Below are 17,134 nucleotides of genomic sequence, written 5' to 3' on the forward strand. Positions count from 1 at the left end.
GTTATGACTCAAGATATTGTTACATTAATAGAGGCTCATTTTGATAGTTTATCACCTGGTAAGAAGAAGGTGGCACGTTTTATTTTGAGAAACCTAAACGAAAGTAGTTATTTGACATTAGCCCAACTGCAAAAAAAGACACAAGTCAGTGAAGCAACAATTATTCGTTTTGCTTATACGATTGGATTTGCAGGGTATACAGAGATGCAAAATTATGTGCGTGATTATGTGTTCCATACAGAAAGCACTGATAAAACGTCAGAAGTTCAGCATGTGAATACAATGTCCAAAGATATGCAATTGATACAAGAAATATCAAATACATTGAATGATGCGGATATCGCAACCACGGTACAATATTTACATGAAGCTAAGATGATTTATGTCCTGGGAAATAATACATCATATGCCTCGGCATATTGGTTTAGTTATGTATTATCAAATTATAAAGCTCAGGTGAAAGTAGTAGATAAAGATGATATGAACAAACATTTGTTAGATATGCAATCAGATGATGTCGTTTTGGCTATTTCATTTCCTAGATATCATAAAGATACTGTGCACTTTTTCAATCAAGCTAAGATGATGGGGGCAAAAACTATTGCCATAACTGATGCCCAAGTATCGCCAATCTATAAATCAGCAGATATAACATTTTTTGGTAAAACGAATCGAGATGTTAGTGGATATAACGAAATAGCACCGGTGATTAGTCTTTTAAATGTCATAATCAACCAATACCGCACAACATATCACGATGAAGTTAAACAACGTATTCAACAAATAGAACGGTTAAATGATCAATCCAATAATTTAGTAGAGTAGGAGTTGTTTTGATGCGTAATATAAAACAATATTTAACAGAGCATAAAGCAGACATCATTGAAGATATTCAAGCACTCGTAAAAATAGAATCACCAACTAAAGATAAAGTGGCAGTGGATAAAGCTGGTAGTTGGATCAAAGATAAAATTAAATCCTATTTAAATATTGAACCAGAAACCATTGAACAACACGAAACGGGTAATCATATTCGTTTCACAGTCGGAGAAGGTGAAGAACAAATCTTACTTAGCGGTCACTTTGACACTGTATGGAATAAAGGTGATTTACCACTAAAAGAAGATGGTGAAGTCATCTATGGCCCAGGTATTATTGATATGAAAACAGGCATTGTTCAATATTTATGGGCTTTGAGAGCTTTAAAGGAAAATGATATCTCCCCTAATAAGAAAATCGTAGCGATCTTTAATGGAGATCATGAAGGTATCGCGTCACCAACATCTCGACCATATATCGAAGCAGAAGCGCGGCATAGTACATATGGTATGGTTGCTGAAGCAGCAACTGGGGAACAAGGCGCATTAAAAACTTTTCGTAAAGGTATATATCGTTATACCATTCAATTTCACGGTAAAAGTTCACATGCTGGTAACGATCATGAAGCAGGAGAAAGTGCTATTTTAGAAGCAGCATATTTTACGTTACAACTAGAGAGATTAACGGATTATGACAAGGGAACAACTGTGAACGTAGGTCAGTTGACTGGTGGTACGGGTATTAACGTGCGACCTGATTTTGCTGAAATGAAAGTAGATGTGCGTGTGACTAATCACAAAGCGGGCGAAGAAATTGACAAGGCCATTCATCACATAGAAACGCACAATCATAACATTAAAGTTAATATCGATGGTGGCGAAGTGCGTCCTGTTATGGAAAAAACACAGGAAACAGAAATGCTATTTCAACAGGCTAAAACATATGCAACAGAGATTGGCTTTGATCTCGAACAAGTTGCAGTAGGTGGCGGTAGTGATGGTAGCTTCATTGCAGCACAAGGTACACCAACTTTAGACGGTTTAGGTGGAGTTGGTGGTGGCCCACATGCACGTAATGAACATATCAATACGTCAAAAGTAGTCAATCGTACAACATTACTTGCGACACTAATTGAGAAATTATAATATATTAAAATTACATGTATGTGAGAAAAATGAAAGAGCGATTCGTTTTTATATAAAACATTAATTTGAAATAAGATCTAAGGAATTTGAAGCAGAAACTCAAGAATATGAATATCTTATGAAATGGAATAGTAATTGAAATTACAAAAGTAACAATAAATAATTTTATGTAAAAAGATAACAAATAATATACTCTATCAAGTCCCACAACTTGATAGAGCTTTTTGTATATATTAAGCATTTATGCTACTAGTTGATATTAGACGTAAAGTATTTATAGTAGTAATATATCGTTTTATCTAGCTGTACGAAAAATCAATTACAAAAAACCGCATCAACAACCGATAAGCAGAGCCCTACCACAAATAAAACTAAAAATCATATTGTATGATATATACTTCTTAAAAATACTTATATTTTATAAGTCATGGAGGGTAAAATAAAATGACAATATTTACGATAGGCCATTATAATTATACGCTTGATACATTTCTAAAGATGTTAGAACAAGCGAAGATAACAAAAATTATTGATGTGAGATCATTTCCAAATAGTAAAAACAATCCACAGTATAATCGAAATGAGTTCTCTGTTTGGTTAAAAGAACATAATGTAAAATACAAACACATTTCATTGCTAGGTGGAAGAAGCAAACGTTCAAATATAGTTGGAGAAAATTTGAATGCTGGGTGGCAAAATCAATCATTTCACAATTATGCAGATTATACTTTGACTAAAAATTTTAAAGAAGGTATCAATATATTGATGAAAGAGAAAGAAAATCATATGGTTGCTTTGTTATGTGCAGAACGTCATCCTTCACGATGTCATCGTTTGATTATTAGTAATTGGCTAGAGTTGCATAATGAAAAAGTCGTTCATATTATTGTAAATAATAATGATAAAGTAGCGCTAATACCGCATGAATTAGGGCAGTGGGGAGCTTTACCTATTATTGAATATGACGGAGAAGTTGTATATCCAACTACAACAGAGTAATTTTATATAAATAATCCAAATTTAATATTAACAAAGCAAGCTACCATTTTTTAAATGTTAAACTATCATTAACTATAATAAAAAGGTTAAGTATAAATATACTTAACCTTGATTGGTAAATTTATAAAAATTTAGTTTGTTTTTAATTTTTTTAAATATTTTAAACCTAAAGCAAAAAGTGTGTAACCTATAAATATTTGCGACATTACTTTAATTAAATTGTTATTTTTAACGAGTATATTTGAAATTAAATTACTTATTAAATACAGCACAAATACTTTAATATATCTTTGATTGATTTTCATATTTGATAACTCCCTTTAAACTTCGACACTTAATCTCGGCACAAATGTTTCATAATGAACGTGGTTCATATCATGATCTAGAGCTTTTAATGCATCTATAATGGAGTGTAAAAAGCTCGTTCCACCACAGATATAAATTTCAGGGTCATTTATTAAGTAGTTTTTTAGATTATCAGAATTGAAGTAGCCATGTTTACTTTTTAGATGTGTCTCTAATTTTGCACTAACGTTGTTATGAGCAATCATTTCAAAATCTTCTTTAAAAGGTAAGTGTGCCTCATCACTTCCAACCTGTATCATTTGTGATTCAAGGCCTTCTGAAGAGGCTTGATTAAACATCGCTACCAAAGGCGTTACTCCAATTCCAGACCCTATGAATAGTTTTGGATGACTTGTATCTTCTAAAACAAAGCCACCGACAGGTGCAGCCAAATTAATCATATCACCTTCATTGACTTCATCGTGTAAAATGGTTGAAACTTCTCCTTCGTATTCGTCAGTTGTATCCCGTTTAACACCAAAAGTTAAATGATTTTCATCACCAGAAGTAATTGAATAGTGACGTTTAGCTCGATAAGGTAGTTTTTCACTAGAAAGATCTACAGTAATATATTGTCCAGGTTTAAATTGGCTTAAATCATACTCTGAAGATTCAATTGTAAATGATTTAACATCTTGAGACTCTTGTTTGATTTTAGAAACTTTAAAAGGTTTAAAGCCAATCCATAACATTTGATCATATATGCTTTTTTCAATCTGTATAAATGCATCTGCAAGCTCTCCATAAGCTTTAACCCATGTTTGGATGATAGGATCATTATCTTCTAATCCTGTAACATCTTGTATTGCTTTGATTAAATTTTCACCGACAATGGGATAATGTTCAGGATAAACTTGTAAAGCACAGTGTTTATAAGCAACAGGCATAATTACAGGTTTAATCGCATCTAAGTTATCAATGTTAGCAGCCCCAGCTAAAACAGCTTGCGCTAAAGCCGATGATTGCATGCCTCTTTTTTGATTTGTTTGATTAAACATATTTAATAATTCAGGATGAGCTTTGAACATTTTAGGATAAAAAATTGAAGTAATTTCTACACCCTTTTCTTGTAATAGAGGTACGGTTTGTTGAATAATATCTTTTTCTTCTTTCGTAAGCATCAAATTCCTCCTTTTGTTCTTTAATTCCATTGAACCACTAAAATAAATACAATTCAATAAACTATTGGCTTAAATTGTGAAAATTTTAGCAATTTTCATACTTTTAAAACAAACATGTAAAATTTTGTTTTGAATAGAGTTGCTTACAATAACAATAAGGTGTAGCATTACATTATAAGGAGATAATATAAGCATATATGATAGGGGGAACGTTAAATGGCAGGTCCTAGTTTGAAAAAGTCCGAAAGTCATAATTCTATTCATGAAGCTTCTTTAAATGAAGCTAGAGAGATTACAGCAGTGCTAAAAAAAACGATGAATCAAAGAAACAAAGCTTTAGAAATTGCATATGTTTTATTAGAACATTGGGAAGCAAGAGTTCTTGCTCATGCCGATGTTGAAGAAGAAGGATTATACCCTGAATTAGCAGGAGATAATCCCTCTCAAATAAAAATTATGCACAGACTTCAAAGAGACCATGACTTATTAAGAAAATTAGCAAAACAAATTAAGTTAGCATTAAAAAATGAGGAAATGAATCATGAAGTATTGGTAAAATTTTATACTATGATAGAAGTGGATGATTTACACAATGAAGATGAAGAAGCTTGGGTTGCAAGTAAGGAGAAGGGATAAAATGATTCAGAAAAAGGAAAAACCATTAAGATTTGTTAATGAAGATATATATAACTTAATGGTGAATGAGTTAGAAAAGAATAATATACATTTTTTTGACGTTGATGCTACTGCAATTGTAGATGGGGATAATTTAGAAATTTCTGTCCGTTATGGCGAAACATTTAAACATGGTACAAGTTGTTATTTTAAGAAACAAGCGCTTGAAGCGCCATATAATGATATATTGAATTTTTTTAAATATACAACAGCAGCATGTCATCGAATATTTATTTCAGAATATTTCAAAATGATAATGCCATAATGAATAGGGGGGATGATATGTTTTCAATGGAAAATGAAGCAATGCTTATAGAGGATAGAGAAGACTTAATAGGTATTTTGCGTATGAGATTTGGCTCAATTTCTGGTGAAATGATAGAGAAAATCTATAATATTAACGACAATAATACAATTGAACGACTCATCTTAGTTGCTGCAAATGCACCAACATTTGAAATTTTTATTGAAGAACTAAAAGAGGGTAACGGAGCATTTAAAATTACAGGTGAAAGATTTAATCCGATTTCTAAGAGTGATGGGGAGATGTCTTGATGGATAAAAAGCATAATAAATTACTACATAAACTTAAACATTTAAAACGTGGAAATTTAATAAACAATAATTGGACTGAAGAAAGTCCTAGACCTCGCGATTGGGAAAGTATTTATCGAAATCGTTGGCAACATGATAAAGTAGTACGTTCGACACACGGTGTTAATTGTACTGGATCTTGTAGTTGGAAAATTTACGTGAAAGACGGTATTGTCACTCAAGAAACACAACAAATTGATTACCCTTCTACAGGAGACGATTTTCCACAATATGAACCTCGTGGTTGTCCTAGGGGAGCAAGCTATTCATGGTATACATATAGTCCAACTAGAGTTAAATATCCATATATTCGTAAAGACTTATATGAATTATGGGAAAACGAACTTGAAGAAGTACAAAACCCAGTTCAAGCTTGGGAAAATATTGTCAGTGATAAGAAAAAAAAGCAGAAATATATTAAAGCACGCGGAAAAGGCGGTTTTATAAGAGGAAATTGGAAGAGTATTTGTCAAATGATAGCTGCTTCATCTATTTATACTATAAAAAAATATGGTCCAGATCGTATTGCTGGATTTTCACCTATTCCAGCTATGTCAATGATAAGTTACGCAGGAGGGACTCGATTTTTATCTTTAATTGGTGGAACAATTATTAGTTTTTATGACTGGTATGCTGATTTACCTCCTGCTTCTCCTCAAGTGTGGGGCGATCAAACTGATGTTCCAGAAAGTGCAGATTGGTATAATTCTAAATATTTCATCATATGGGGGACAAATTTACCACAAACAAGAACGCCTGACGCACATTTTATGGTTGAATCTCGCTATGCAGGTACTAAAGTTGTTGGTGTTAGTCCTGATTACGCTGAATATGAAAAATTTGCTGATATGTGGCTGCCAGCAAAAGAAGGCACGGACGGTGCACTTGCTATGGCAATGACACATGTTATCTTAAAAGAATTCTATGTCGATAAAGAAACACCTTATTTTACTCAATATATAAAGCAATACACAGATTTACCATTTCTTGTCCAATTGAAAGGTAAAAATGGCGGTCTGAGAGCAGACAATTTCTTGAGAGCTTCAGATTTATCTGACGATCATGATTTAGCAGATTGGAAAACAGTAGTGTGGGATGAAAATACACAAAAACCTGTTGTTCCAATTGGTAGTGCCGGTCATCAATGGGATGGAAAACAAAATTGGAATTTGGAATTAGAAGATGAATCAGGAAACGAAGTCAATCCTATACTTAGCTTTATAGATATATCTGACAACGTGGACTCAGTTGATTTCCCGCATTTTGCAACAAAAGATAAGTCATCAATGACACATAAAGTGCCAACTAAAGTAATTAAAGATAAAAACGGCAATAATCTCCTGGTGACTACGGTATATGATCTGATGATGGCTCATACAAGTGTAGACCGAGGTTTAGATGAAAACATGCATGTTACTTATGATGATTCTACTGTACCTTATACACCAGCATGGCAAGAAGGAATCACTGGTGTAAAAAAAGAGCATGTGATTCAGGTTGCTCGTGAGTTTGCGCAAACTGCTGAACTTACTAAAGGTAAAGCTATGATTGCGATGGGTGGGGGTACAAACCATTGGTATCATAGTGACCAAATTTATAGAGCAATACTTAATATTATTATGCTGTGTGGTACAGAAGGTGTTAATGGAGGGGGTTGGGCTCATTATGTTGGTCAAGAAAAAGTAAGACCTTCGGAAGGATTTGCTCAAGTCGCTTTCGCAAATGATTGGAAAGGTACACCAAGACATATGAATGGTACTTCGTATTTTTACTTTGCAACAGATCAATTCAGATATGAATCTGATGAAGATCAAGATAATTTTGAATGGGGTGGAAAATTTAGTAATATGCACCCTGCAGATTTTAATGCTTTATCAGTGAGATTAGGGTGGTTACCAGGGTATCCACAACTAACTGAGAATAGCTTGGATGTAATTAATGATGCAAGAAAACGAAACCTTGACGATGCTGAAGCTATTAATGATATCGCTAAACAATTATCAGAAGGTAAGTTAAACTGGGCTATAGAAAATCCGGATGATGAACGTACTTTCCCTAAAGTGTTTTTTAATTGGCGTTCAAATTTACTTGGAGATAGTGGTAAAGGTCATGAGTATTTTGTTAAACACATGATTGGTGGGGACGATTCGATCTTAACGGATACAAAAAATTCTTGGCAACCAAAAAATATTCATTTAAATGATACTCCAACAGAAGGTAAAGTTGATTTATTAATAAGTATGGACTTCCGTATGACAAGCTCGGGATTATTTTCTGACATTGTGTTACCAGCAGCCACTTGGTATGAAAAAAATGACTTAAGTTCAACGGATATGCATCCATTTGTACATCCATTTAATCAAGCTATTACACCACCTTGGGAAACAAAGAGTGATTGGGATGCTTTTAGAGAAATTGCAAGAACATTTTCAGAATTAGCTGAAGATTATTTACCTAAAAGTGAAGATTTAGTTATGCAACCACTTGGACATGATACTAAATCAGAATTAGCGCAACCATACGGAAAAGTTAAAGACTGGAGAAAAGGTGAAGTAGAAGCTATTCCAGGGCAAACGATGCCAAACTTTACAATTGTGGAAAGAGATTATCCTAATCTTTATGATATGTGGTCAACAATTGGTCCAAATTTAAAAAATGGATATGGTGCGAAGGGCGTAAAAATACCTGGCCAACCAGTGTATGATGAATTACTCAAAAGACTCGGAAAAGCAGATAGAAAAAATATCGGGAAAGGTCTTCCTGATATGAGAACAGCAAAACAAGCTTGTAATGCGATTTTACTTATGTCAGGTACAACAAATGGCAAACGTGCTGTAGAAGGTTGGAAATCACTAAAAGAAAAGACAGGTAAAGATTTTGAATTTGTTTCAAAAGGTCGCGAAGAAGAAGATTTGACATTAGATGATATTACTGTACAACCACGTCAAACAATTTCGACACCTGTTTGGACTGGCCTAGAAAATGATGGCAGACGTTATTCACCGTTCACATCGAACGTAGAATTTAAATTGCCATGGCATACTTTAACAGGTAGACAGAGTTTTTATTTAGACCATGAAGTTATGCTTGATTATGGAGAGGGGTTGCCATTATATATCCCACCACTGTATTCAGGTCCTTATTTAAAAAATGAAAAGGGAATAACAGATACAGGTAAATCAATAAAATTACGTTATTTGACGCCACATCAAAAATGGGGTATTCATACAATGTTTACTGATACTGACCAAATGACACAATTGTTCCGTGGATGGCAAACGGTGTGGTTAAACGAAGATGATGCGAATTCTATAGGTATATACGATAATGATTGGATTGAATTATATAATCGTAATGGAGCTGTGGTTGCAAGAGCAGTTACAACATATAGAATTCCTCAAGGTGTTGCTTACATGCATCACGCTCAAGATAGAGTAATGGGCGTTCCTGGTAATACAATTAATAAAAAACGCGGCGGGACACATAATAGTGTTACACGCATACATCCAAAAGGAACACATATGATAGGCGGTTATGCGCAATTAAGTTATGGCTTTAATTATTATGGTCCAACGGGGAATCAACGTGACACAGTTTCAATTGTTAGACCACTCAAGGAGGTTGATTGGCTTGAAGATTAAATCACAAGTAGCAATGGTTATGCATTTAGATAAATGTATAGGTTGTCATACATGTAGTGTAACTTGTAAAAACACGTGGACAAATCGCCCAGGGACAGAGTATATGTATTTCAATAATGTAGAAACTCGTCCAGGTCCTGGTTACCCTAAACGCTGGGAAGACAGAGATCGATTTAAAGGCGGTTGGGAAATGAAGAACGGGCGATTAAAACTAAAAGCAGGCGGTCCTATTCAAAAACTTGCTAATATATTCTATAACCCAGATATGGCTACAATAGATGATTATTTTGAACCATGGACACATGATTTTGCCCGCCTTCATTTTGCACCTAGAACTAAAAATCTTCCTGTAGCGCGTCCAAAATCAAAAATTACTGGTAAATTTATAGATAAGCCTGAATGGGGACCAAACTGGGACGATGATTTAGCAGGTGGTAGTGAAATTGTTCCTATGGATCCAAACATAGATAAAATGAAACAAGAGCATGTTGCTATGGAATATGAGAAAACTTTTATGATGTATTTACCAAGAATTTGCGAACATTGTTTAAATCCATCTTGCGTAGCTTCATGTCCTTCAGGTGCATTATATAAACGTGATGAAGATGGTGTAGTTTTAGTTGATCAGGAAGAATGTAGAGGATGGCGTTTTTGTATGAGCGGTTGCCCCTATCATAAAGTCTATTACAATTGGAATTCACATAAAGCAGAAAAATGTAATTTCTGTTATCCGAGAACGGAAGCAGGGCTGCCTACTATATGTTCAGAAACGTGTGTAGGACGTATTAGATATATTGGTGTAGTGCTATATGATGCAGATAAAGTGAAAGAAGCAGCTTCAGTTGAAGATCCACAAGATTTATATCAAGCACAACTAGATTGTTTTTGTGACCCCTTTGATGAAGAAGTCATTGCAAAAGCAAAAGAAGAAGGTATTACTGATGCTTGGATTGAAGCTGCTCAGCAATCACCAGTTTATAAAATGGCTATAAAATGGAAAATTGCTTTACCGTTGCATCCAGAATATAGAACGATGCCAATGGTTTGGTACGTTCCACCATTAAGCCCAATTATGAGTCATATTACAAATGAAAATCAATTGAGTGCAGATGGTTATATTCCAGCAGTTGATGATATGCGTATACCGCTTGAATATTTAGCTTCTATTCTTTCGGCGGGGGATACAGAAGTTATACGACAAACTTTACTAAAAACAGCAGCAATGCGCGTTCATATGCGTTCAAAAAATGTTGGTGGTATAAGTGAAGTAGAGCATAGCAAATTGTTAAAAGAGTCTGGATTGACTGTTGATGAACTAGAAGATATGGCAGATTTACTCGGGGTAGCGAAATATGAAAAACGATTTGTTATTCCTACAGGACGTCGAGAAAATAAAGAAGAAAATTATTATGAACAAGGGGCTTGTAGTTTAGAAGATTTAGCGCCTCCAGAAGGATTACATCCGGCTATGATGAGAATGAAATATGGAAGCGAGGCTAGAAAATGATAAGCGAAGAACAGCAAGTTATTTTGTTTATCGCGGCATATCTTCTCGATTATCCTGAAAAAAATAGACTGAGTGAATATAGAGAATTGAAAGATTTATATAAAAATGACGTTGATTCACAAGATGCAAAAAATTTAATAAATTTAGTATTTAATGATTTAGAAAGCTATTCTTTAAAAGACATCCAACAATTATATGTAAGTACTTTTGATTGGCAAGAAGATACAGGGCTTTATTTAACAGCTCATGAGTATGGTGATGATTCTATGAGAGGTGGCGGATTAATTCAAATCCAAGTTATTATTAGTCAAGCTGGATTGGAACGAGACGAAAAACAACTTGCTGATTATCTACCATCTTTATATGAACTTTTAGCTGTATCTACTGATGAGAAGATTCACAACAAACTTATGAAACGTTTAGGAAAGGCTACATGGCAAGTTAATCAATCACTAGATAAAAAGAATCCTTATAAAAATATTTTAAATTTACTTACTGATTTTGTGTTTGATAAACCTACAACTGAAGAAATGGAAGAAATCAAAAAAGAAGATCCTGACACTGAAAATATGCCTTATCCAATAATGTATGAATAAGGAATTTTGTTTTATCATCCCAATTAATATGGAGGAAATTCTATGACAAATATTATATGGTGGATAATCTTCCCCTACATTACGCTTACCATAATGATTTTGGGTGTTTTATACCGATATGCATTTCGACAATTGAGTTGGACAGCACCTTCTACAGAATTTTTTGAGAGAAAAAAACTAAAATTTGGCTCTTTACTGTTTCATTGGGGGATTGTCTTTGCCTTCGTTGGTCATGTGATGGGAATGGTAATACCTATGGAATTTTATGAATTTATAGGTATTACAGATCATATGTATCATTATGGAGCTATTGTTGCTGGTGGTTTCGCAGGATTGATGATTGTAGTAGGTGACATTATTTTATTATATAGAAAAATAACAGACGAAAGAATTCGTGCTCATACGTCTTTTGGTAATTATTTCTCATTGATAATGGTTTTAGTAGTTGCAGCAATAGGTGCTTATATGACAATTATATATAATACTACTGTCATTGCATATGAATATAGAGCTACAATAGGTCCATGGTTTAGAAGTTTATTTATTTTCCAACCTAAATATAATTTAATGGGGGAAGCTCCTTTAATCTTTAGATTACATGTAATTTCAGCATTTTTATTGTTTGCTTCTATTCCATTTACGAATTTAATACACATATTCAGTTTTCCTATAAAATACTTAAAACGTGTACCTCAACAATATAGAGCTAGAAATCAATACCAAAGAGGAAAAAAGAATTTATAAAAAATTAAAAATAGGGAAAGTTATTCGATATTTTTTACATTTAAAATTTGACTTAATTGCGTTATAAGTATTCATTTGTGTAATTCAAATTAAAGAATATTTGTCATTTATTTTAGAAATATCAACAAATTACAAAGGTTGAAGGTGATAACATGTATAAGACAAATGGTAGTTTTCAACTTAGTTTACAAACTTTAAGTTTAGTAGTTGGGTTTATGGCATGGAGTATTATATCTCCGCTTATGCCTTATATATCACAGGATATAAAAATTTCTGAAACGCAATTATCTGTAATTGTTGCAATACCCGTTATACTTGGTTCAATATTAAGAGTACCGTTTGGATATTTGACTAATCTTATTAGTGCTAAGTGGGTATTTTTCTGGAGTTTTGTTATTTTGCTTTTCCCGATTTATTTATTAGGACAAGCACAATCTTCAAATATGTTAATGACTTCAGGATTCTTTTTAGGTGTTGGAGGCGCTGTTTTCTCAGTTGGCGTTACTTCTTTGCCGAAATATTTTGACAAAGATAAAGTAGGCTTAGCAAATGGAATCTATGGGATAGGAAATATTGGAACTGCTGTGTCTTCATTTTTGGCACCACCAATGGCTGGTGTATTTGGTTGGCAAATCACTGTACGTTTTTATTTAATTATAATTGCTTTGTTTGCCATTTTGATGTTTTTCCTTGGAGATGGCAATGAGAAAAGAGTAAAAGTTTCATTAAAACAAATATTTGGACTTGCCACTAACTATAAAACATATTATTTAAGTCTTTGGTATTTTATAACTTTTGGTTCGTTTGTAGCATTTGGCTTGTTTTTACCTAACTACTTAGTCAATCATTTCGGTATAGATAAAGTAGATGCAGGTATTCGAACAGGTATTTTTATTACAATAGCAACATTTATAAGACCTATAGGTGGCATTATTGGTGATAAAACAAATGCTATAAAATCATTAATGGTGGACTTTATATTTTTAATTGTTGGTGCTGTTATATTAGGTATCTCAAGTCACATTGCATTATTTACAATAGGATGTTTGTTAATTAGTTTTTGCGCAGGTATTGGTAATGGCCTAATATTTAAATTAGTACCAACATACTTCCAAAATGCAGCAGGATCAGCAAATGGTGTCGTATCGATGATGGGCGGATTGGGAGGATTTTTCCCTCCACTAGTAATTACATATACTTCATCTTTGACAGGTTCAAGTCACCTAGCATTTATTTTATTAGCTATATTTGGTGTTATTGCTTTTATTACAATGACTCATTTATATAAAAAAGAATATAATATATAATTTAATGAAATTAAAGCTAAAAGCTTTACTGTGCGAAGTCTTAGCTTTAAAAATATTTAGAAAAGTATCAGCTTTAAAAGGTTGATACTTTTTATTATGTTTCTTTTCAATTGATAAATTAATGAATAAGAGCTTTATTTAAACTTTACAAAAACCTCATCATTAAACGATAAGCAGAAGCGTATCACAAATAAAACTAAAAATTAGATTTTGAACAACTTATTTTAAAATAAAAGCCAAAAATAAAGATGGATTATAATTATAAATTTGTAATTTAATTGGAAGGATTTTAATAGTGATTAATATAAATTTCAATGATTGGGAAAAAGTATGTAAATCATTCTTTAATTTAAATGGGTCAAAACTAGAAAGTTACATTCAGTGGTACCCATTTTCGAAGTTAACAGAAAATAGTAAGAATATAATATCAAGTGAAAAATTTTTTGAAAATTTTATTAAAAATGGAGCTATTTTTAAGGAATATAACACTTTTAATTTTCCATCTCACTACTCTCAAAAGACAAGTGCTTCTTTTAGAAATATGTCTCTTGTTTCTCCGTTTGTATATCTTTACATAGAAGCAATAGGTTATCATATCAATCAAGAATACACTCGTAAGTCGAAAAATGTTCGGTGTTATTATTCAGGTGATTTAAATGAAAATCAATTTTCTTATAAGAATAGTTATGATAAATTTTTTGCAGATATAAACGCACTTTCAAGTGTATATGATAATTTTTATAAATTTGATATTAGCAATTTTTTTGATGCTATTGATATAAACTTATTATTTAAATTAATAAACGAACGAGAAGAAGTACTTGATACACGTAGTAGTTTGATTTACAAAAGATTATTACAACAAATCGGTGGGAACAAATTTCCTACTGTAGAAAATAGTGCAAGTTTATCTTATTTAGCAACTTATATATATTTGGATAAGGTTGATTATGAATTAGAGACAGTATTACAGAATGAACCTCAAATAGAAAGTTTCCAAATTATTCGTTATGTAGATGATTTATATATATTTTTTAACTCTATGGAAGATGAATTAAATTTAGTATCATCAAGGATTAAAAATGCAGTAATTGATGCATATAGAAAAGTTAAACTAAATTTAAATGAAAATAAAACAAAACTAGGAAAATCTAACGAAGTAAATGAGACATTGAATGCTGCATTGTATAATCATTACGTTAATAAAAAAGAAATTGACATTGCTTATTTCTATGATAAAAATAATATAAGTTATTTTTTAGATGATTTATATAACTTAGCGTATTCTCACAACCATGAAAATTTTAAAAAAATATTAGATAAATATTTTACTAAAGAAGGTATTACATACTCTTCAGATGAAGTACTTAGATATTTAGCATATTATGAAGATGAGTTATTTCAAGATGAAGCAATTATTTGTAAAATAAAACGACTTATTTTAACTGATTACAATTTTATAAATTATAAAATCAATATATTTTTAAGAATTATATTAAAGACGAATAATGGTGAGTTAATCAAATTTTTATTAAATGAGTTATTTAATAAGGAAAAATTTAATTCTTTTGATGTATCAATAAGTATTAATTACTTATTGTTGAGAAATTTTCAACATAATGACTTAATGAGTAAAGTTAAAGATGTAGATTCAGAAATTATTGATTACATTGATAGATATTGTAAACAGGATTTTTTAAAAGAACTAGATAAAGAATATAACTATATTTTAAACTTAAATTTAAAGAATGCATTTTCAGATAATAGTTCAAAAGTATGGTATCTTTACTTTTTATATAAAGTTCATGACAAAAATGGTGATACACTAGAAGCATTTGCTTATTATAAAACTTATTTTGATAGAATAGTTTCATTACTAATGTGCTATAAAGGTATTTCATATACTAAAAGAAAGTTACCAGATTATCATAGACATTATAAAGTAAATAATGTAAAAAAGGATTTTGAAGAACTAAATCCAAATTATTATAAAAAACAAAACATTGATAATTTTTTGAGTGAATTATATAGATTACGCCAATACAATCCAATCAATCATTCTTCGGCTGAAATAATTGAAGACCAAATGTTGAAAGAATCCCAAATAATTAATTTAATAAGGCAATCGGAAACTTTACTAATTAATAGCTTTTGATATTAATTGTAATGAATCGAAGAGGTGAATAGGTTGAGTAAATCTAATTTCAAAGAAAGAATTCAAAAAACATATACAAAAAAAGATCTTGAGAAAGCTTTAGGTCTTAAAAATAAAGCTCAATTGCAGAAAAGAATTGATAAATTAGTTGATATTTATAAGGTTGATATGAAGAAATTTCAAAAAAATTCTGGGGAAAGTGAAAGGGCAGCTTATAGTTTCAATGGGATTGCTTTTGATATATTATGTGTCTTATTAAATAATATGACAGATGATAACATACCAAAAGCAATTACGGATGAAGATGTAAGGCTGAGAAAAGATGCGATAAAAAATATTGATATTACCCAATATGCGAATTTTATTAAAAATGTTAAGAATGACATAGATAAAATTGAATTTAAACCATTAAAGTTACATATACATGCACAAAAAGCATACCAAGATGTAAAAAAGGTGTTTGATTCAGGGAGTAAAATAAACGATAAGTTACAATTAGCTTCTGAAGTAATGAGTCAATTACCTATAGATAAACAAGTGGAATTAAGTGATAAAATTGCATTTGCTATACACGAAACTATTTATTCATCATTTTCAGAAAGCAAATATAATGAACGAATTAATGAACATCATCAAACGAGTGAAAGGTCAAGTCAGCATGATTTTCGATATAATTATTTTGTAAATCAATTAACAGATAATGTAATAACTGAAGGTATAGATGAAGAGAGAGCATTTATTTATGATAGAGATGAACAATTAGATTGGTTATTAGTTAACATACTAAATAAAGTTCAACGAGCTGCCGATGGATGGGGAATGAGAAATGCTAAACCGCATCACAGAACACAAACATTTAGAGATATGGAGCATTATTTCCTTAGAGATGTATCGAAAATGATAGATAAAGAGCTTAACAAAAAGGAAAATTTAAATAAACAATCTAAAAAATATGACTTCGATAATAAGATAAAGGTCATTAATGACAATATTGAGTTTTTTAATGAAGATGAACAAATTAGAAAGCATTTACTAGAGTTACGTAAACGATTAGACTTTCATTCTGCAGCAGTATTAAATCAGAAAAATCATTCACACATAGACAATGAAATGTTCCAATATTTTATGGATGATATGCAGCAAGTTGTAACATTGATAGACCGATACATTAATAAGACTGAACATTATAATGATATGAAAAATGGCTATATTAATGAATATAAATCATTTTATAATGCATATAATAATGAAATTGAAGTGACTAAGACGCACGAAAATAACATCCCAATGGCAATGTTAATGAAGCAATTTAAGAATCAACTGTTAAAAAGAAGGAATAACCGGAAAAGCTCTAATTGAAGTTAAGTAGAAAATTGATTAATAATTGATAAGCTCAATCCCTCATATAAAGGGATTGAGCTTATTTGCTTGGTGGGAATTTTTTTGAATTTTTTTGCCACTTCATCAACGACCTCTATTTAGTATT

15 protein-coding genes are annotated in these 17,134 nt (G+C 31.6%); 13 read left to right on the plus strand and 2 right to left on the minus strand.

What is annotated here, in order from left to right; all coding sequences use genetic code 11:
* The first annotated feature begins 3 nt into the window (after positions 1-3).
* From BJG89_RS00340 to BJG89_RS00355, 3 genes are all read left to right on the plus strand, one after another.
* Complete coding sequence (locus BJG89_RS00340) at positions 4-825, plus strand: MurR/RpiR family transcriptional regulator (protein ID WP_096808000.1); 822 nt, start codon at positions 4-6, stop codon at positions 823-825.
* 11 nt (positions 826-836) lie between these two features.
* The gene (locus BJG89_RS00345) at positions 837-1,964 is read left to right on the plus strand and encodes a M20 family metallopeptidase (protein ID WP_096808001.1); all 1,128 of its coding nucleotides are present in this window, start codon (positions 837-839) and stop codon (positions 1,962-1,964) included.
* Positions 1,965-2,408: 444 nt separating this feature from the next.
* On the plus strand, positions 2,409-2,963 hold the full coding sequence (locus BJG89_RS00355; protein ID WP_096808002.1) for a DUF488 domain-containing protein: 555 nt from the start codon (positions 2,409-2,411) through the stop codon (positions 2,961-2,963).
* Between the two features lie 131 nt (positions 2,964-3,094).
* Here BJG89_RS00355 and BJG89_RS14540 read toward each other — a convergent pair whose 3' ends face one another.
* Together BJG89_RS14540 and BJG89_RS00365 are read right to left on the minus strand one after the other, a co-directional pair.
* A complete protein-coding gene (locus tag BJG89_RS14540; RefSeq protein WP_096808003.1) occupies positions 3,095-3,268 on the minus strand; it encodes a hypothetical protein in 174 nt (57 codons plus the stop codon).
* A 15-nt stretch (positions 3,269-3,283) separates the two neighbouring features.
* Entirely contained in the window at positions 3,284-4,429 is a 1,146-nt protein-coding gene (locus tag BJG89_RS00365; protein WP_096808004.1) for a globin domain-containing protein, read from the minus strand.
* 216 nt (positions 4,430-4,645) lie between these two features.
* Here BJG89_RS00365 and BJG89_RS00370 point away from each other — a divergent pair, with 216 nt between their 5' ends.
* The 10 genes from BJG89_RS00370 to BJG89_RS00415 all read left to right on the plus strand — a co-directional run bounded on the left by BJG89_RS00370 (position 4,646) and on the right by BJG89_RS00415 (position 17,007).
* Entirely contained in the window at positions 4,646-5,065 is a 420-nt protein-coding gene (locus tag BJG89_RS00370; protein ID WP_096808005.1) for a hemerythrin domain-containing protein, read from the plus strand.
* A gap of 1 nt (position 5,066) precedes the next feature.
* The gene (locus tag BJG89_RS00375; protein ID WP_096808006.1) at positions 5,067-5,369 is read left to right on the plus strand and encodes a hypothetical protein; all 303 of its coding nucleotides are present in this window, start codon (positions 5,067-5,069) and stop codon (positions 5,367-5,369) included.
* Positions 5,370-5,386: 17 nt separating this feature from the next.
* A complete protein-coding gene (locus BJG89_RS00380) occupies positions 5,387-5,659 on the plus strand; it encodes a hypothetical protein (RefSeq protein ID WP_096808007.1) in 273 nt (90 codons plus the stop codon).
* A complete protein-coding gene (locus BJG89_RS00385; RefSeq protein ID WP_096808008.1) occupies positions 5,659-9,339 on the plus strand; it encodes a nitrate reductase subunit alpha in 3,681 nt (1,226 codons plus the stop codon). Before BJG89_RS00380 ends, BJG89_RS00385 begins: the two co-directional genes overlap by 1 nt.
* A complete protein-coding gene (narH, locus tag BJG89_RS00390; protein ID WP_096808009.1) occupies positions 9,329-10,846 on the plus strand; it encodes a nitrate reductase subunit beta in 1,518 nt (505 codons plus the stop codon). Before BJG89_RS00385 ends, narH begins: the two co-directional genes overlap by 11 nt.
* Positions 10,843-11,442 (plus strand): nitrate reductase molybdenum cofactor assembly chaperone, encoded by a 600-nt coding sequence (gene narJ / locus BJG89_RS00395; RefSeq protein WP_096808010.1) that lies wholly within the window; start codon positions 10,843-10,845, stop codon positions 11,440-11,442. Before narH ends, narJ begins: the two co-directional genes overlap by 4 nt.
* A gap of 42 nt (positions 11,443-11,484) precedes the next feature.
* The gene (gene narI, locus BJG89_RS00400; protein ID WP_096808011.1) at positions 11,485-12,186 is read left to right on the plus strand and encodes a respiratory nitrate reductase subunit gamma; all 702 of its coding nucleotides are present in this window, start codon (positions 11,485-11,487) and stop codon (positions 12,184-12,186) included.
* Between the two features lie 152 nt (positions 12,187-12,338).
* Positions 12,339-13,493 (plus strand): nitrate/nitrite transporter, encoded by a 1,155-nt coding sequence (locus BJG89_RS00405; RefSeq protein ID WP_096808012.1) that lies wholly within the window; start codon positions 12,339-12,341, stop codon positions 13,491-13,493.
* A gap of 295 nt (positions 13,494-13,788) precedes the next feature.
* Positions 13,789-15,648, plus strand: a complete 1,860-nt coding sequence (locus BJG89_RS00410) for an AbiA family abortive infection protein (RefSeq protein WP_096808013.1) — start codon at positions 13,789-13,791, stop codon at positions 15,646-15,648.
* A gap of 33 nt (positions 15,649-15,681) precedes the next feature.
* Positions 15,682-17,007, plus strand: a complete 1,326-nt coding sequence (locus BJG89_RS00415) for a DUF6038 family protein (RefSeq protein ID WP_096808014.1) — start codon at positions 15,682-15,684, stop codon at positions 17,005-17,007.
* Positions 17,008-17,134: the final 127 nt, after the last annotated feature.

This window comes from Staphylococcus nepalensis, assembly GCF_002442935.1.
GTDB classification, from domain to species: domain Bacteria; phylum Bacillota; class Bacilli; order Staphylococcales; family Staphylococcaceae; genus Staphylococcus; species Staphylococcus nepalensis.